Source organism: Sulfurospirillum diekertiae, assembly GCF_002309535.1.
Taxonomy (GTDB): Bacteria; Campylobacterota; Campylobacteria; order Campylobacterales; family Sulfurospirillaceae; genus Sulfurospirillum; species Sulfurospirillum diekertiae.
Map to the genome: position 1 here is coordinate 1888507 of NZ_CP023275.1, position 17104 is coordinate 1905610.

Annotated in this window: 17 protein-coding genes; 9 read left to right on the plus strand and 8 right to left on the minus strand. The window is 39.9% G+C overall.

Annotation, left to right across the window (positions count from 1 at the left end; translation table 11 throughout):
• Nucleotides 1–8: 8 nt before the first annotated feature.
• The 4 genes from SJPD1_RS09695 to SJPD1_RS09710 form a co-directional block, all read right to left on the minus strand.
• Nucleotides 9–1652 carry a cation acetate symporter gene (locus tag SJPD1_RS09695; protein WP_096046987.1) on the minus strand — a complete coding sequence of 548 codons (1644 nt, stop codon included), beginning with the start codon at nt 1650–1652 and terminating at the stop codon, nt 9–11.
• Nucleotides 1649–1963, minus strand: coding sequence for a DUF485 domain-containing protein (locus SJPD1_RS09700; protein WP_096046988.1), 315 nt, complete (start codon nt 1961–1963; stop codon nt 1649–1651). The genes SJPD1_RS09695 and SJPD1_RS09700 overlap by 4 nt, the downstream gene beginning before the upstream one ends.
• A 131-nt stretch (nt 1964–2094) precedes the next feature.
• Complete coding sequence (locus SJPD1_RS09705; RefSeq protein WP_096046989.1) at nt 2095–2772, minus strand: response regulator transcription factor; 678 nt, start codon at nt 2770–2772, stop codon at nt 2095–2097.
• A 3-nt stretch (nt 2773–2775) separates the two neighbouring features.
• Nucleotides 2776–4251, minus strand: a complete 1476-nt coding sequence (locus tag SJPD1_RS09710) for a sensor histidine kinase (protein WP_096046990.1) — start codon at nt 4249–4251, stop codon at nt 2776–2778.
• A 118-nt stretch (nt 4252–4369) separates the two neighbouring features.
• Here SJPD1_RS09710 and SJPD1_RS09715 point away from each other — a divergent pair, with 118 nt between their 5' ends.
• Both SJPD1_RS09715 and SJPD1_RS09720 read left to right on the plus strand, forming a co-directional pair.
• Nucleotides 4370–5365, plus strand: a complete 996-nt coding sequence (locus tag SJPD1_RS09715; RefSeq protein WP_096046991.1) for an agmatine deiminase family protein — start codon at nt 4370–4372, stop codon at nt 5363–5365.
• Nucleotides 5362–6264 (plus strand): cation diffusion facilitator family transporter, encoded by a 903-nt coding sequence (locus tag SJPD1_RS09720; RefSeq protein ID WP_096046992.1) that lies wholly within the window; start codon nt 5362–5364, stop codon nt 6262–6264. Before SJPD1_RS09715 ends, SJPD1_RS09720 begins: the two co-directional genes overlap by 4 nt.
• 8 nt (nt 6265–6272) lie before the next feature.
• On the opposite strand, the gene feoB is transcribed toward SJPD1_RS09720, so the two are convergent.
• Together feoB and SJPD1_RS09730 are read right to left on the minus strand one after the other, a co-directional pair.
• Nucleotides 6273–8369 (minus strand): ferrous iron transport protein B, encoded by a 2097-nt coding sequence (gene feoB / locus SJPD1_RS09725; RefSeq protein ID WP_096046993.1) that lies wholly within the window; start codon nt 8367–8369, stop codon nt 6273–6275.
• The gene (locus tag SJPD1_RS09730; RefSeq protein WP_096046994.1) at nt 8366–8593 is read right to left on the minus strand and encodes a FeoA family protein; all 228 of its coding nucleotides are present in this window, start codon (nt 8591–8593) and stop codon (nt 8366–8368) included. Before SJPD1_RS09730 ends, feoB begins: the two co-directional genes overlap by 4 nt.
• Nucleotides 8594–8699: 106 nt before the next feature.
• Here SJPD1_RS09730 and SJPD1_RS09735 point away from each other — a divergent pair, with 106 nt between their 5' ends.
• On the plus strand, nt 8700–9572 hold the full coding sequence (locus SJPD1_RS09735; protein ID WP_096046995.1) for a carbon-nitrogen hydrolase: 873 nt from the start codon (nt 8700–8702) through the stop codon (nt 9570–9572).
• Nucleotides 9573–9719: 147 nt separating this feature from the next.
• Here SJPD1_RS09735 and SJPD1_RS09740 read toward each other — a convergent pair whose 3' ends face one another.
• Complete coding sequence (locus tag SJPD1_RS09740; RefSeq protein WP_096046996.1) at nt 9720–10673, minus strand: nucleotidyl transferase AbiEii/AbiGii toxin family protein; 954 nt, start codon at nt 10671–10673, stop codon at nt 9720–9722.
• A complete protein-coding gene (abiEi, locus tag SJPD1_RS09745) occupies nt 10666–11202 on the minus strand; it encodes a type IV toxin-antitoxin system AbiEi family antitoxin (protein ID WP_096046997.1) in 537 nt (178 codons plus the stop codon). The genes SJPD1_RS09740 and abiEi overlap by 8 nt, the downstream gene beginning before the upstream one ends.
• A gap of 303 nt (nt 11203–11505) precedes the next feature.
• Here abiEi and exbB point away from each other — a divergent pair, with 303 nt between their 5' ends.
• From exbB to SJPD1_RS09775, 6 genes are all read left to right on the plus strand, one after another.
• Nucleotides 11506–11925: a TonB-system energizer ExbB gene (gene exbB, locus SJPD1_RS09750; protein WP_210394353.1), complete on the plus strand. Its 420-nt coding sequence runs from the start codon at nt 11506–11508 to the stop codon at nt 11923–11925.
• Entirely contained in the window at nt 11918–12304 is a 387-nt protein-coding gene (locus SJPD1_RS09755) for an ExbD/TolR family protein (RefSeq protein WP_096046998.1), read from the plus strand. The genes exbB and SJPD1_RS09755 overlap by 8 nt, the downstream gene beginning before the upstream one ends.
• On the plus strand, nt 12304–13092 hold the full coding sequence (locus SJPD1_RS09760) for an energy transducer TonB family protein (RefSeq protein WP_168171352.1): 789 nt from the start codon (nt 12304–12306) through the stop codon (nt 13090–13092). Before SJPD1_RS09755 ends, SJPD1_RS09760 begins: the two co-directional genes overlap by 1 nt.
• Before the next feature lie 3 nt (nt 13093–13095).
• Nucleotides 13096–13575 carry an RNA polymerase sigma factor gene (locus tag SJPD1_RS09765; RefSeq protein ID WP_096047000.1) on the plus strand — a complete coding sequence of 160 codons (480 nt, stop codon included), beginning with the start codon at nt 13096–13098 and terminating at the stop codon, nt 13573–13575.
• The gene (locus SJPD1_RS09770; RefSeq protein ID WP_168171353.1) at nt 13572–14510 is read left to right on the plus strand and encodes a FecR family protein; all 939 of its coding nucleotides are present in this window, start codon (nt 13572–13574) and stop codon (nt 14508–14510) included. Before SJPD1_RS09765 ends, SJPD1_RS09770 begins: the two co-directional genes overlap by 4 nt.
• 230 nt (nt 14511–14740) lie before the next feature.
• Nucleotides 14741–17101: a TonB-dependent receptor gene (locus SJPD1_RS09775; protein ID WP_168171354.1), complete on the plus strand. Its 2361-nt coding sequence runs from the start codon at nt 14741–14743 to the stop codon at nt 17099–17101.
• The last annotated feature ends 3 nt before the right edge of the window (nt 17102–17104 follow it).

A 17104-nucleotide genomic window follows, 5' to 3' on the forward strand; every position in this document is an offset into this window, starting at 1 on the left:
AATGTTTTTTAATGGTTTGAAGCGCCTTCTGCTCCAATACCCGTTTGACTTCGAATAAACTGATGATCATAGGCAGCTCTCTCGTTTACTGCATCTTCGCTATTATCCATTAAAGAGATAATCCAGATACCGATAAAGGCAATAGCAACTGAGAAAAGTGCTGGGTTACCGTAAGCGTAAATAGCTGTTTTATTTCCTAAAACATCAACCCAAACCGCTTTACTCAAGATAACCAACACAATCGCTGTGAAAAGTCCTAAGCCTCCACCATAAACGGCACCTTTAGTTGTCAGCTTTTTCCAAAACATTGATAAGATAAGAATTGGGAAGTTTGCACTAGCGGCAATCGCAAATGCAAGACCTACCATGAACGCAATGTTCTGTTTCTCAAACGCAATGCCTAAGAAAATCGCTACGATACCAAGAGCAATTGTTGAATACTTAGAAACTCTCATCTCTGTCATCTCATCCACACGACCTCTTGCAAAAACATTGGCATACAGATCATGACTGACCGCACTTGCCCCTGCCAGTGTCAACCCAGAAACAACTGCCAGGATTGTTGCAAACGCAACCGCTGAGATAAATCCTAAGAAAAGGTCTCCACCAATGGCATGCGCAGAGTGAATCGCTGCCATATTACCGCCACCAATCAGTGTGTTTTTAACAGCATCAAAATATTGCGGATGACCTGTTAATAAAACGATAGCACCAAATCCTATAATGAAGATTAAAACATAAAAGTAACCTATAAATCCAGTTGCATAAAAGACGGATTTTCGAGCCTCTTTCGCATCACTAACGGTAAAAAATCGCATCAAGATATGAGGTAGTCCTGCGGTTCCCAACATCAAGGCAATCCCTAAGCTAATCGCTGAAATAGGGTCGCTGACAAGACCTCCTGGGCTCATAATCGCCGCTGATTTTTTCACAGCAACCGCTTGGGAAAAGAGTGTCTCAATACTAAAATCCATTTTGTACATAATCATCACAGCCATAAAGGTTGCACCAGAGAGCAAAAGACCTGCTTTAATAATTTGTACCCACGTGGTTGCCAACATGCCACCAAAGGTAACATATAAGATCATCAAGATGCCCACCATAACGACCGCATACGCATAATCAAGTCCAAATAAAATTTGAATCAACTGACCAGCACCTACCATTTGAGCGATCAAATAAAGTGCCACCGTAGCAAGTGATCCAAATGCCGCAAGGGTACGAATCGGCGTCTGTTTTAAACGGTACGATGCAACATCCGAAAACGTATATTTACCTAAATTTCGTAGTTGCTCAGCGATTAAGAAAAGAATAATCGGCCAGCCAACCAAAAAGCCTATGGAATAGATCAGTCCATCAAAGCCTTTGGAATATACCAAGCCAGAAATTCCAAGAAAAGATGCTGCAGACATGTAATCACCTGCAATCGCTAAACCGTTTTGGAACCCTGTAATGCCTCCACCTGCCGTGTAAAAATCTTTGGCCGTTTTTGTACGTTTTGCTGCCCAGTAAGTAATACCAAGCGTTCCTGCTACAAAGACCAAGAACATGACAATCGCAGACATATTGACTTCACTTTTTCCTGAAACTTCTGCAGCCCCTGAGGCAAAGAGTCCATTGGTTAATGCTAAAAGCAACCATCCCCATTTCATTCCGCACTCCTTGCTTCTTCTTTGATTTGATTGTTTAACTCATCAAATTCGCCATTGGCTCTTTGGATATAAACACCCGTTAAAATAAAAGACAAAATAATAATGCCAAATCCTACGGGAATACCAACGGTAGTAACGCCACTTCCTATGGTCTGACCAAAGGTAGCAGGTGAAAAAGCAATTACAAGGATAAACGCATAATAAACAACCAACATAATGATGGTGAGTTTCCATGCGAAACTACTTCGTTTTTGTACGAGTTCTGTAAACTTCGGATTGGCTCGTACTCTGTCATAAATATTCTGACTCATAAATGCTCCTTCTTTTGTTATGTGGTAGCTATGAGAGTATTGTAAAGAAGTAACATAGCATTATCGTAGCATTTTATATTTTGAAGATTTACGCAGAATATTTTAGAAAAATATGTGTATATTTGTAACTTTTAGTGGTTTTTCTCAGGGAAATACTTATCAATCTTATAGCCAACACCTTTGAGATTGATAATAAAATCTTCTTTTAACAGCTTGCGAAGACGGCTTATTTCTGCCCTAATAGAGGGATTATCAATAGGTTCATCGTTCCAGACATAGGTGCGGAATTTATCGAAGTCAACTACCACGCCCATGTTCTCACACAGTAGTGTCACAATTTGTAACTGTTTTTTGGTGAGAACTTGAACATTGTTATTGTAAAAGAGCATCTGCTCTTCTTTTGAAAAGACATATTTTGAGCTTAAAATGATGTGTTTAAGATGTTTAATCTCATACTCTTTTTTAATCTTGTCAATACGAAGCCCCAACTCTTTCAAATGGAATGGTTTTTTAAGATAATCCGAAGCGCCTAACTCAAATGCTGTGCTAATGTCATCAATGTCTACATTGGCACTAATGAAGATCGTAGGAAACGCATGTTCGATCTCATTAAGTGCTTTAAGAAGGCTCAGCCCATTCATTTTTGGGATATTGATGTCTAAGAGCAACAGATCAAACAGATCTTTTTTGATCGCTTCATACGCCTCTTCGCCGTTACCAAACGAGATGACTTTATGCCCAAGAGCTTCCAAATACTCTTCAATAGAACTTCGTAGCATCAACTCATCTTCAAGCAGCAAAATTTTCATAAGTTATCCTTTTACAAATCGGTAGCGAAAAAGTGTTTTTAATTCGTCAGAGAGAACTTCAATAGAGACCCCATTCGTCTCACAAATCTCTTTGACAATATTAAGCCCCAAGCCAAACCCACCGCGCGCCTCATCTTCACGGTAGTAGCGATTAAACAGTTGATCGGGAGCTTTGATCATTTCTCCACAGTTTTCTACTTCAAAAACAACTTCATTTTTATCCTCAAAAAGCTTTACATGTAAAGGGTGTTTTTCGTAACTGTACTTGATGGCATTAGAAAGATTATTGTCGCAAATACGCTGTAATTCAGTCTCATTAAAGAAAATAAACAGATCGGACACAATGTCGGTACTGATGTGCAGTTTATTGCCCTCCGCCACATCTTCAAAGTAGTCCACCCGCTCGGTTAAAAACTTAGAAAAGTCAATCATTGCTTTTTCATATACCACGCGGTCTTTTTTAACCACATACGCCAAATCTTCATAGATATTATCGAGCACTTTGACGGCTGCTTCGATTTTAAGTAAATACGGATTTTTTTCGAATTTGAGATTGTAAAGATCAATATTCATTAAAATGATCGAAAGCGGTGTGTTGATCTCATGAATCGCGTTTTTGACAAACTGATCTTGCTTTTCAAGCAGCTCTTGCGTAAACTCGATAGAGCGTTTCAACTCTACTGTCTTTTGCTCAACGATTCCTTCAAGATTACTGTTAAGATCAACCAGTGCACTGTTTTTATTTTTGATCTCTTCGATCATCACATTGGCATGCGTGACAATCTCTTGAAACTCGGTAAACTTGATCTTTTCCATATCAATGAACTCGTAGCTGGAAGAGGCTTTCTTAAACGAATAGACAATAAAGCGAATCTCGCGCTTCATGATGTCACTGACATAGCGATACTCAATGGTACTAATCATGTATAAAAAAAGTGTGAGCATATAGATTTTAAGAACAAAACTGATGATCTTATCTTGATATGCCTTCTTCTTCTGCGCCAACACATCTTCAATGCTACGAGTGCTTACACCACTGCCTAAAATAAGCCCTAAGGGTTCATACGTTTGTGTAACAACAATATCTTTGCTGGTATTTTCAAGACTAAGGGCAGAAGAGCGATACAGGATTTCACCTGAAACGAGCTCTAAAAAGAGATAGTTTTGTGCTTCGTCACCATGCTTGATCAGTGCAGAAATATCTTCTTTGAGCTTTTGATAAATCGCTTCTTTAGGAAGTGATTGACTTTGCTGAAAACGGTACTCGGTGATATTAAGAAGAAGATTTAATTGATCCGATGCACTCTTCTTTTGCGCCTGAATATAGCTCTCTTCAATGACTTTAATCTCTTTTTGAAATTCTAAATATTCATTGACAATGACTAAACACGCAGAGATAAAAGCAAAAAGACCTGCAAAAAGAATCGCCATAAAATTGATCTGGTTGATGCTCTTGTTATCTTTTTTCTTAAGTAGCACACTCATCCTTTACATGTAAAAGCTAATAGAAGCTATTTTACCAATTTTCCGCCCAAAAGAGGAGATCAAAACCATTTTTGGTATAATTTAGTTTAAATACGAACTACATGGAGCTAACATGAAAATTAGAATACCAGCCGAATGGGAAGAACAAGAGGCACTCATCGTCGTATTTCCTCCAAAACAGAGTGATTGGGCACACTCCATTGATGAAATCCATCGAACCTATTTAACCTTCATCAGCAAAATTGCACATTTTCAAAAATGCCTTGTGATCTGCGAAGATAAAAAAGCGCTGGCAACCATGTTACCAACACTCCAAAATATCGAACTGATCGAAATGGCAACAAATGATACATGGATACGCGACTTCGGCGGTATTAATATTTATAAAAACCATAAACGTCGCACGTATGACTTTATCTTTAACGCATGGGGTAATAAATTTGAAGCCAATTTGGACAACAGCATTACCAGCCAGCTCTTTGAACAAGGCTATTTAGAAGGCAAACTTAAAAGTTTAGACTTTGTCCTTGAAGGTGGAAGTATCGACAGTAACGGTCATGGCGTAATGCTTTCGACTGCTTATTGTCTTTTTGAAGAGAACCGCAATGCGCATCTTTCCAAAAAACAGATCAAAAAAACACTCATGGAACTTTTTGGACTCAAAAAGCTGATCATCTTAGAACATGGCGCGCTCATGGGTGACGATACCGACTCGCACATTGACACCTTAGCACGTTTCATCAACAAAAAAACCATCGCCTATGTGAAATGTTATGACAAAAAAGATGAACACTATCAAGAGTTGAAAAAGATGGAAAAGGAACTTCAAAAAACAGAGTTCAATCTGCTTCCTTTACCTCTACCATCAGCTAAATACTTCAACAATCACCGTATTCCAGCGACCTATATGAATTTTGTTCTCATCAACAATGCTGTTTTAGTTCCAACCTACAGTGATCCCTACGATGCAGAAGTTTTAGCTATTTTTGCCAGATGTTTCCCCGAACGTGAAATTGTTGGTATCGAATCTTCAATTTTAATTCGCGAACACGGAAGTTTGCACTGCGCTTCCATGAATATTTATAAAGAAAGAGACAACGACGAATGACTTTACAAAAAAAAGCAACGATTATTTCCAGTGGAACGGCAACGATCCTTATTATTATCAAACTTTTTGTCGGAATTATGAGTGGCTCTGTTGCCGTTTTAGCTTCTGCGATTGACTCTGTGCTTGACCTTATCGTATCAGCATTTAATTACTTTGCTATTTCCAAAGCCGAACAACCCGCCAATAAAAAATTTAACTACGGAAAAGGCAAAATTGAGGCTTTAGCGGGCGTCATTGAAGGTACGGTGATTACCGTTTCAGGTCTTTTTATCTTCTATACCGCCATTAAAAAAGCGATCAACCAAGAACCTGTCGAATATCTCGGCTACTCCGTTATTGTTATGGTCATCTCTTTGGCAATTACCATTGCCTTAGTTCTTTTTTTAAATTATGCTGCGAAAAAGACACGAAGTATGGTGGTCAAATCAGATGCGCTTCACTATAAAACAGACGTTTTAAGCAATGGCGCTATCCTTATTTCGTTAGTACTCATTCAGATAACAGGATTTGAGATGATCGACTCGATCATGGGTGTGATCATTTCCCTTTACATTATTCATTCAGCCTATCAAATTATTCGTGATGGTATTTACATCCTGCTTGACGCATCGCTTGATGAAGAGATGGTTGAAAAAATGCGTGACATTATTTTAGAAGAGAAAGAGATTAGCGATTTTCACTACCTTAAAACTCGTAAATCAGGCAATACAAACTTTGTCGATGTACATCTCGTCTTTAGTCCTGGCATTTCACTCATGCGTGCGCACCATGCGGGAGATCGCATCGAAGAGAAGATTAAAGACCTTATCCCAGATGAAGTATGGGTTATCAACGCTCACCTCGACCCTTATGATGACTCAGAGATCAACGATCAGCAATACGTGGCAAATGAGGGTTAAATCTACCCTCACCACAAAAGCGCTATTCTATACCCTATAAAGGCAAGTCCCCACGCCACAACCGTCGTAAAGATAAACAGATAAAACAGATACTTATAACTGCCTGTCTCTTTCGTAAAGACGATACTTGCTGCCATACACGGTAAGTAAAACATCACAAAGATAATAAAAGAAACTGCCGAAGCAAAAGGGATCTGTTTTTGAAGCTCACCAATCAAACTCTCATTTCCCTCATCCACGCCAGCTCCAAGTGCATATAAAACACCGAGCGTTGAGACCACAACCTCTTTTGCCGCTAGTCCAGACTCTAGTGCTACCGTCATCTTCCAATCAAAGCCAATCGGTTGAAAAAGAGTATCGGTTGACTTGCCAAGCATGCCTAAAAAACTCTTTTCTAAAAGCTGTTGTGCTTTTTCATTCTCCAAGGTTATTTTGGCTTCCGCACTTTGAGCAAGTTCAATTTTTTGTGCAAATGTTTTTTCAATATCGGGATATTTAGGGTAGTTGCTTGCAAACCAAATCAGCAAAGAAGCACCCAAAATAAATGTTCCCGCTTTTTTGAGATACATAATCGCCTTACTCACAACCGTGTGCCAAATGAGTCTCATTGAAGGCAAACGATACTTTGGCATCTCCATTACAAATGGCTCATCAACACCTTTGAACACAAAGATTTTTAAAAATTTTGCCGCAAGAAGCCCAATGAGCGCCCCTGCTATATAGATAAGGAAAAGAACATTTCCCGCATTTTGCTTCGCGAAAAAAGCCCCAGAGAAAAGAACATACACGGGAAGCTTTGCACCGCAACTCATAAAACCGATGATAAAAAGTGTGATCAGTCTGTCTTTATTGTTTTTCAGTGTACGGGCGCTCATATACGCAGGCACGGAACACCCAAAGCCCGTCACAAGAGGAATAAAACTTTTACCGTGCAGACCAAAACGGTGGAAAAAACCATCGAGTAAAAACGCAACACGCGCCATGTAGCCCGTTGTTTCCAAAAGTGAAATCCCAAAAAAGAGAATGACAATGTTGGGTAAAAACATTACCACCGCACCTACACCCGAAATAGCGCCATCAGCGATCATAGAGCCAAGCTCACCATCGCCGAAGATCGTTTTCGCATACGTGCCAAGCGAGACAAAGAAAAGATTGATCCAATCCATAGGAATGGAACCTAGCTCAAATGTAAGCTGAAAAAGTGCCCACATCAAGGCAATAAAAATCGGAATACCAAAAATCTTATGGATCAATAGCGCATCGATTTTTTCGGTAATCGTTTTAGAAATACTCTTTTTACATGTAAGCACTTCCGTGACAACACCTCTGGCAAAAGAGGCTCGCTCCTCCGCAAAAATTTCGCTGACATCTTTTGTCTCATGGTGCAGATAGAGATGTTCCAATGCCTCTTTGAGCAGTGGCGACAGCTCAAGCCAAATCGGTTCATCGTGCATTTTTTGATATATTTTAGGATCATTTTGTAGCAGTTTAAGCACCAAATCACGATATGTTAGTTCTGTTTTATAGCGCTTTTGTTTCAAAAAGAATGAAAGTTTTTCGATCTCTTCTTCCACAACATCACTGTAAATCAGTTTTGATTTTTCATAGGGAAAATTGAAAATGTCAATGGTGCGATTGAGAAGTTTACCGATGCCTTTTTTCGTTGCGGCAGAGACTTTCACGCAGGGAACACCCAAAATGGAACTGAGTTGCTCATGATCAACACAGATACCCTCTTTTTGCGCTTCATCCATCATATTTAATGCGACGATCATCTTTTTACCCAGTTCTAAAAGCTGTGTCGTCAGGTAAAGATTGCGCTCTAGATTCGTAGCATCAACCACGTTGATGATAAGATCGTACGGCTCATTTTCCAGAAAATCTTTGGTGACTTTTTCATCTTGAGTGTAGTCGTTAAGCGAGTACGTTCCGGGTAAATCAACGATTTTAATCAAATGCTCTTGCGCGCTAAAACGTACTTCCGCTTTTTCAACGGTGACACCCGAAAAGTTACCCACTTTTAAGCGTGCATCGGCAATGGAGTTGATGAGCATACTTTTGCCCACATTGGGCTGTCCCACCAACGCAATGACAAGCTCTTTCATATTTTTTGAACCTCTATGCTTTTTGCTTCTTCATAACGAAGGGCAAGCAGTGTTGTACCTACTTCAATTTCCATAGTGCTTTTCGCGATACTTGTTGCTTTAATTTGGAGTTGGCTTCCTTTATGAAGTCCCAAGGAAAAAAATCTTTGTTTGAGCTCTTCGTTGGCATCTATGCGTACCACGACAGCTTTGTCTCCAGCATTCATTTGTGAAAGTTTAATCATAATTGTCCTTAATTGATAATGCTGATCAAGATTGTAAGTTAAAACGTATTAAAACCATATTAATGTAGAATAAGTTATTCAAAATAACTCTTACTAGGTGGATTTTATGAAAGTCGGACTCATCCAACACGCCGTTGAAAATACCAAAGAAAAAACGATACAAAAAACCGTTTCACTTATCCAAACAGCAGCCATTGAAGGAGCACAGCTCATTGTCCTTCAAGAGCTTCACCAAGATCGTTACTTTTGCATTAACGAAGATGTTGCTTGTTTTGATTTAGCCTCTGCATGGGAAGCCGACATCGCTTTTTGGGCAAATGTCGCTAAAGAGAACAACGTCGTTTTAGTCACTTCTCTGTTTGAAAAACGCTCCGCTGGTCTTTACCACAACACCGCTGTTGTCTTTGAACAAGACGGCACGGTTGCAGGAAAATACCGCAAAATGCACATCCCCGATGATCCAGGTTTTTATGAGAAATTTTACTTCACCCCAGGCGATACAGGCTACAATCCCATCCAAACCAGTGTCGGAAAACTAGGACTTTTAGTGTGTTGGGATCAATGGTACCCCGAAGCCGCGCGTTTGATGGCACTTAAAGGGGCTGACATGCTCATCTACCCCACCGCCATCGGTTGGTTCGATGAAGACATGGAAGATGAACAACGAAGGCAATGTGACGCATGGGAGACGATACAACGCGGCCACGCCATCGCCAATGGCTTACCCGTCATTAGCGTCAATCGTGTTGGCAAAGAAGAAGACAATCACGGCGTACTGGATGGCATCCGCTTTTGGGGTAACTCCTTCGTTGCAGGTCCACAAGGCGAGATCATCGCACGCGCAAGCCACGATGAAGAAGAGATTCTCATCGTTGATGTGGACTTAGTACGAAGTGAACATGTCAGACGCATCTGGCCATTTTTACGCGACCGAAGAATTGAGACTTACGGGGATTTGACGAAACGATTTATCGACTAAAATCTTTTTACATGTAAAGACTCAAAGCTTTACATGTAAACCTTTTGAGTGAGCATGAAACTGGCTAAAATAGCCTATTTCAACTCCTCTAAGCTGATTTATACAAGAAAAAATAAAGACGAACAAACGTCCATTCTTACTAATACTTTAGCGTTTGAGCTTAGAAGAAAACATGTTAAATTCTTCTTCCTCTTTTTTAGAGGGAACACTGTTGTCGAAGTTCTCAAAGTCAATGGTTGAAAGTGTGCGCCCTAAGTCTATCGTGGCTTTAAAAATGGAGTCAATAACCTCTGGTTTTTGCATCATTTGTACCATATCGATATCTAAAAAGCGCTCCATTTCCTTGATAAACTGTGAACGAATGGCACCATCATCAAGAAGTTTTACTTTGTCGTCAAATTTTTTCTGAAAATCTTGAATCTGGTAATCTTTTATTTTACGATACACAAGAGACGGATTGAGCGTATTTTTATCATCAATCAGATATTTAATATCCCAAAAATCGCGTGCTTTAAAATAACTTCTTCCCGCAACAGCGATCAGTTTATCGGCAAGAATCTCCGTTTTACTCTCCACATTTAAAGCAGCCACCATAGAACCACCAACTTTTTGCGTGTAATTGTCTTTTACCATAATGATAGAATGGTCATAACTAGGAACATTGGCAATCTCAATATTGATTTTGGGTTGCCTCATTTGCGTGGATGGAAGCATAATTTTAGCTGTCCATTTTTTGACATCAACATTTTTAGTTTCATCTGATGCTTTGAGTTTTGGGGTATCGACTTGCGCTTTTAGACCATACTTTTTTTTAATGGACTGAATGAACACGTGATTGAACGCTTTCATGAGTTCAGGAGTAAACGTATTCGTATTTTTCAGCACAAAATCCAAATCTTCCGAGTAACGAAAAGCGCCATAACACAAGCGCAATGCCGTTCCTCCTTGAAATACAATCTCTTTGGCAATCTCGGATTTATAAAGAGCTTCAATGATGTCATAATGCAAAAGCTCTTTAATAATGGTCTGTTCAAGTGCGGGACTGTTTTGAGAAAATGCTGCTGCTTTTTGATGCAATAAATCGGTTTCTAACCTATCCATTTTTGTCCTCCTCTAAATCAATGAGATCACGGCTGCGATTGGTTCTTTTGGCATCTCGAATGGCTTTTTTTGGTTCAGCAACGTAAAAACCAAAACGTTTATCAAAAGTACAATCGGTATAAAACTGAGAAACATTTCTCGCTGAATGCACAAACTCAATAATGCCATACGGAGTGGTAAACACTTGACTTCTACCCGTGGTCATAAAGACCAATCGGTTTGGCATTTGAGAGATGAGTCCATAATCGCTTAGTGCAGTTTCCAAACTCAAATAAAATTGCTCGTTTGACCGCAATAAGAAAGGCAGCGCATAAAGCGGCATTGTTGGAAAAGAACGTGCCCTTGGATTTGCATAGTAACCACGACAAATAGCGACAATCAATCCACTGTCACAATGGCGTTTTAAAGCCATAATCAATGTTCCATTGGGAGTATCGGGAAAATATATTTTAACCAATTCAATTCCAAAAGACCAAACGCCATTTTTGTCAATTGTATCTAAGAATTGAGAAAATTTTCGTCTCGTCATGGTTTGCTCCTCTTTTAATGGATTATATCATATCTGATCATAAAGTATATATTTTTATATATTAACTGTTTATATAATTAAAAAATATCGAAAGCAATTAGAGATTATCTAGCTCAAAACCCTTTACATGTAAAGCTATTTTTTGAAGTTTTGAAGGCACAAAACATAGGCTTTCCACCTTTTACATGTAAACGTTTTCCTGCACTAAAAACGCCCTATTTTTTGTTTAAAAAGTACTCATGCAATTTGACATCGTTATATATTTTGGTATATACTGCCACGATTATCATGTGAGGATAGAAGATGGGCGAAACAAGATTATGGGTAGATATAGGAGTTATGGCAGTCCTTGGCATCATGAGCATTGTAGCGTTAACGATCATTTTTGAGCGCTATTTTTTCATTACAAAGACCGATATTATGGGCTATTCTTCGATTGACAAACTTGAGAGCGATTTAACCGATTATATGAATTTACTTGCCAGTATTGGCTCTAATTCTCCTTATGTTGGTATGCTTGGAACCGTTCTTGGCATTATGGCGACATTTCATGAGATGGGACTGAGCAATACCAATGCCAACGGCGTTATGGAAGCTTTATCGCAGGCACTTTTTGCGACCGCTTTGGGACTTGTTGTTGCCATACCGACGATTTTTATTTACAACTTGTTACTGCGAAAAGTTAAAAAGAAAGTGGTTGCATGGAAGGTGCTTCATGGATGAGAAAGAGATAGGCTACATCAACACCGTTCCACTTGTTGACGTGATGCTTGTACTCCTTACCATCGCTTTAACGACGGCGACGTTTGTCAAAGAAGGCTCCTTGCCTGTTGACCTTCCCTCCGCCAAAGCGCAAACAAGAGAAGCACCCAAAGTCTTTCGTGTGACCATTACAAAAGAGCGCACGCTGTATGTTAATGAGAGCGAAGTGAACGAGAGTACCATCAACGAAGTCTTACAAGCGTTTAGTAAAGAAGACCTTTGCGAAATCTACGCCGATAAAACCGTGATGGTCGAAGACTTAACCATCATGATGAGCCGCTTAAACACCCTTGGCTTTTCCAAAGTTGTCATTAAGACTAAAAACACGACCAACGAATGATGAAAAAAGCGTTTTTGGCTTCATTGTGTGTGCATAGCATAGTGATTGCTCTTGCATTTTATCTGATCAAAAAGCCCTATGAAGTAGAGGTTGTGACGATTCCACTTAGCATGGCAACGGCGTTTGAAACCTCATCACAAAATGAGCCAACACAAGAACCAAACGATACACCTGCTAAGCAACAAGAGAGTCATGTAAGCGACGTAGTAGAACCTCAAACACCTAAAGCATTCCTTGTTGAAGAGAAGCCAAAAGAGGTCGTTCACACCAAAGTGATTCCAACACCTCAAAAGCCTCATTCCGCCAAAGCACTCACACCCAGTAAATCGTCTGAACTCTCTGACACAGCGGAAGTTCCTGTACAAACAGAAGCCATTGCCTCTTCAGAAGATGCAACTTCCGCCACATCTTCCGCATCTTCACACGATGGTTTAGCACAAGGCGGTGCATCATCTTCTGCTTCCCTAAAAAGTGCAAATGCCGAAGCGATGGATCCTTCCATGCGTGCCAACTTTAACATCATTCGCAAAAAAACCTATGAGAGGCTTTACTATCCCAAAGCTTCACAACATGCACTTCAAGAAGGTACGGCAACTCTTATTTTTAAGCTCAACGCATCGGGCTTGGTCGAAGAGATAGAGTTAGAGCACAGCACAGGTTTTACTGAGCTTGACAAGATTGTCCTCAAAGCCGCACATTCTTTGCAAGGTGAAAAGCTCCAATCCGTTGGAAAACGCATCAACATTCGACTCTCTGTCGAATTTGTTGTACCCGACAAGGCGGCATAGAAGATGTTTGAGAAGTATTATAACGAGCTTATCGGGTACTTTTCACACTATCTCAAAGACAAAGATCGTGCTTATGAAGTGGTGCATGAGTGTTACTGTCGTGTTTTGGCGATGTCTCCGCATATGATACCCATACGAGAACCTCGCGCCTTTTTGTACAAAACCACACGCAATATCATCATCAATGAAAATCTCAAAAATTCCCGTCACAAACAGACTGACATCGACACCGAACAGATCATGGACGAGCAAGCAGAACAGCCTTTGGAAAAACTCGCATCGGAAGAGCGCGTTACCAAACTTAACGAAGCCATCAACGCACTTCCACCACGCTGCTACGAAGCCTTTGTACTTTATAAATTTGAGGGATTTTCGCATACTCAAATCGCTGAAAAAATGGGCATATCACGAAATATGGTTGAAAAACACATTATGAATGCAATGAAAGCCTGCACGAAATGTTTAAAAGAGATAAACGAATGACACACGAACAAGAGATACTAGAGGAACTTGCCATTACATGGTTTATGCGCACACGTGAACCGATGAGTGCGAAAGAGTGCGAAACATTTGAACAGTGGCTAAGCGTCAAAGAGCACAAACATGCGTACGATGACGTATGCCAAACATGGAATGCTCTTGATGACTGTGCCTCCACATACAAACCAACCCCCAATACTCCAACCAACAACGTTTTTTATACCAGACGTGCTTTTTTATACACTTCCGCTTCGTTTTTATTGGGCCTTGGCGCCTATGGGTTATACGGGCATTACCTGAGCACTCCCGTTTATGCCCGCACATTTGTCAGCCGGCAAGGTGAAACGATGGAAGTTACTCTACCCGATGGCACGCATGTTTCGCTCGATGCCGACACCCAACTTGAAGTGGCGTACTACACACACCAACGAGAGACAAAGGTGTTTCAAGGGCAAGTAATGTTTTCAGTAACGTCTGATCCTCAAAAAGCCTTTCATGTCAAAGCGAGCGATACGTTGGTAACCGTTGTAGGAACACGTTTTTCCGTGCGAAATATAGATGACATTGTCAAAGTAGCGGTTCAAGAAGGACATGTTCGCGTCACCAATACAACGCTTACACGTACTTTCGATCTTCTGCCTTCCGATGGACTCGTCGTTAAAAATACTGAAATGACTCCACTTAAAGTGACCCCTGATCTTGTAGGCGCATGGCAACAAGGGCGAGTAGCGTTTGAAGATGCGACGCTTGAAGAGACACTAAGAGAGTTTGCACGTTATGGAGAGAAAAGACTCATTGCCACTGATGAAGTAAAAGCGTTCCGCGTGACAGGTAGCTTTGACATCACTAATTCAAGCAATTTTGTCACAGCACTTCCCTCTGTTATACCTATTCGCTATATTAAAGAAGGCGAAAAACTGCTTATCGTTAAACGCTAGATGCTTTACATGTAAAAATTTTGCATAGCTAAAAGTTGCAAATTTAGCCAAAATCTCACGAAAATAAATTTTTTCTCTCTATGACATCAGGATTTGATCGTTAAGATTGTCTTCTTTATAACGGCATCTTTTAAACACCTCTATTTTCATCGGGCTAGATTTTGAAAATAGTGGATTTTTAGGCATAGCGTTATATATTAAAAAGCATCATGAGGCAAAAAGGAGAGAAAATGCAGAGTATCAAAAGGCGGATGATACCCTTAGCGTTGAGTGCTATTATGGCACTGAGTAGTCAAGTTTATGCGAAAGCAACACCCATTGACATCGTAGCACAACCGTTGGCATCGGCTCTGACACAGTTTGCAGAACAAGCACATGTTCAAGTCTTAGTATCGCAAGAGTTGGTAAGCGGTAAAGTCGCTCCTGAAGTACGAGGCGAATTAGAGCCAATCGATGCGTTAAAAGCACTTTTGAAAAATAGTGGTCTTGAAGCAGTCAGTCAAAACGGCACACTTGTCATCAAAAAAGTAGAAAAAGCACAAGAAGAGTCTTTGGAAAAGATCACTATGAAAGGACAGGCTGCAGAAGGCAGTGTGGAGGCAGGGTATAGAATAGATACTGTAAGTAAAGTGGGTCCATGGGGTGAACGAGAGTTACAAGATACACCGTATTCAATCAATGTAATGTCTTCTGACTTATTAGATAATATGCAGATTCATTCAACAGCTGATCTTTTCAAATACAATCCGTATACTCAGGTGTATATACCAACAGCGCGTATCGCGGATAATATTAATATGCGTGGCTTTTATAATAATAGCCGATTACTAAATGGCCTTCAATACAATGGAGTTGTTGCGGTTGAAGATAAAGAACGTGTGGAGGTTCTAACAGGAGCTACTGGTTTTATGAATGGCATTAGCTCCCCAGCGGGTACAATCAACTATGTTATGAAACGCCCTACAAAAGAGTCTATGGCAAGTGTAGATACAGGATGTAGAGAAGGTTCTGATTGCTATGCCCATGCTGATATAAGTGGACCTTTAACTGATGATGGACGTGTCGGATATCGAGTCAATGTTGTCAAAGAGGGTGGAGAAACTTTTGTAGCTGATCAAAAAATTAACAAATGGCTCATAACGGGTGCACTTGATTATCGTGTGACCGATAATCTCAAATTAGAATTTGATGCGTCGAGCTACTATAACAAAACAACAGGAATGCAAATTGGATTCAATCCAAGTACGGGTAATCAAAATAATTTGGATCCAAATTCGATCGATCCTAGAAAGCAGTATGGTCAAGATTGGTCATATGAAAAAGATTCCTATAATCTTGTCGATGGTAAATTGACATGGGACATCAATAATTGGCTCACTCTTCGATCAGCAGCGATGTATAACGAAGGAACGAGTGAACGTCTCAATATTAATGCCGGTAATATCGATGTAACAACGAGAACATATACCGAAAATATCTATCACATATTTCCTTCAGATTTGATCACAAAATCAGCTTATACCTATCTTGATGCTAAATTTGATACGGGATCCATTTCACATAAAATTACAACCGGCTTTTCTTTGATGGACTATGAATCTGATCAATATAAAATTGGCACATATTTTCAAACAGGCATAGGCATTACATCATCTCTTGATAATCCGGTTTACACTAGTCAACCAAGTTACGCCAATGATGTTGGAGATAGAGTTCGTGCATACACAAACACCAATAAAAATATTATGCTTGGAGATGAAGTAACGTTTAACGATCAATGGTCGATGCTCCTTGGTATCAATAATACACATATAGATACTATTTCTTATAATACAACCACGCAAGCGATTACTTCAGAATACGATAAATCAGCATCGACTCCAACAGTGTCTTTACTCTACAAACCGATTCCTTCTTTAACGCTCTATACAACCTATCTCGAAGCGCTTGAACAAGGCGGTACGGCACCGGCTACCTATCTTGGAAATGCTGTCCATAATACCGGAGAGATTTTATCTCCAATGCTCGATAAACAGTATGAAGTTGGAGCCAAAACAAACATCGGTGGACTGTTTCTTACAGGAGCACTTTTTCAAATTGATAAAGCAAACCAATACGTAGATCCAAGTACCCTAATCTATGCACAAGATGGTCGTCAAGTTCATAAAGGAATCGAATTTACTGCTACAGGAAGTGTAACCGATAATTTTAGACTCTATGGTGGAGCAAGTTATTTAAATGCAACGATAAAAGAACAAGCCAACAATACAGCGCTTGAAGGAAAGCACCCAACTAATGTTCCAAGTGAATATGCAAAAATAATTGGAGAATACGACATTGATGCAATACACGGTTTAACATTAATTGGAGGTGCTTTTTATACTGGTAGCACATATCAGAATGCACTTAATACTGTTTCAGAGCCTAGTGTAGTCACTGAAGATATTGGAGCACGATATACAACTAAAATGGGTTCTTATCCAACTGTTTTCCGTTTTAACGTTAGCAATATTACGGATAAACATTATTGGGTAGGCAATATTTTGGGAGATCCACGCATTTTTAGTCTCTCTGTACAAATGAAGTTTTAACAA

What these genes read in the sequence shown, in the direction of transcription:
- SJPD1_RS09740 (WP_096046996.1), bottom strand. Translation starts at nt 10,673, where the DNA reads ATGGATAGGTTAGAAACCGATTTATTGCATCAAAAAGCAGCAGCATTT.
- SJPD1_RS09695 (WP_096046987.1), bottom strand. Translation starts at nt 1,652, where the DNA reads ATGAAATGGGGATGGTTGCTTTTAGCATTAACCAATGGACTCTTTGCC.
- SJPD1_RS09700 (WP_096046988.1), bottom strand. Translation starts at nt 1,963, where the DNA reads ATGAGTCAGAATATTTATGACAGAGTACGAGCCAATCCGAAGTTTACA.
- SJPD1_RS09730 (WP_096046994.1), bottom strand. Translation starts at nt 8,593, where the DNA reads ATGATTAAACTTTCACAAATGAATGCTGGAGACAAAGCTGTCGTGGTA.
- SJPD1_RS09705 (WP_096046989.1), bottom strand. Translation starts at nt 2,772, where the DNA reads ATGAAAATTTTGCTGCTTGAAGATGAGTTGATGCTACGAAGTTCTATT.
- SJPD1_RS09765 (WP_096047000.1), top strand. Translation starts at nt 13,096, where the DNA reads ATGTTTGAGAAGTATTATAACGAGCTTATCGGGTACTTTTCACACTAT.
- SJPD1_RS09760 (WP_168171352.1), top strand. Translation starts at nt 12,304, where the DNA reads ATGAAAAAAGCGTTTTTGGCTTCATTGTGTGTGCATAGCATAGTGATT.
- SJPD1_RS09720 (WP_096046992.1), top strand. Translation starts at nt 5,362, where the DNA reads ATGACTTTACAAAAAAAAGCAACGATTATTTCCAGTGGAACGGCAACG.
- SJPD1_RS09755 (WP_096046998.1), top strand. Translation starts at nt 11,918, where the DNA reads ATGGATGAGAAAGAGATAGGCTACATCAACACCGTTCCACTTGTTGAC.
- SJPD1_RS09735 (WP_096046995.1), top strand. Translation starts at nt 8,700, where the DNA reads ATGAAAGTCGGACTCATCCAACACGCCGTTGAAAATACCAAAGAAAAA.
- exbB (WP_210394353.1), top strand. Translation starts at nt 11,506, where the DNA reads ATGGGCGAAACAAGATTATGGGTAGATATAGGAGTTATGGCAGTCCTT.
- SJPD1_RS09775 (WP_168171354.1), top strand. Translation starts at nt 14,741, where the DNA reads ATGCAGAGTATCAAAAGGCGGATGATACCCTTAGCGTTGAGTGCTATT.
- feoB (WP_096046993.1), bottom strand. Translation starts at nt 8,369, where the DNA reads ATGAAAGAGCTTGTCATTGCGTTGGTGGGACAGCCCAATGTGGGCAAA.
- SJPD1_RS09770 (WP_168171353.1), top strand. Translation starts at nt 13,572, where the DNA reads ATGACACACGAACAAGAGATACTAGAGGAACTTGCCATTACATGGTTT.
- SJPD1_RS09715 (WP_096046991.1), top strand. Translation starts at nt 4,370, where the DNA reads ATGAAAATTAGAATACCAGCCGAATGGGAAGAACAAGAGGCACTCATC.
- abiEi (WP_096046997.1), bottom strand. Translation starts at nt 11,202, where the DNA reads ATGACGAGACGAAAATTTTCTCAATTCTTAGATACAATTGACAAAAAT.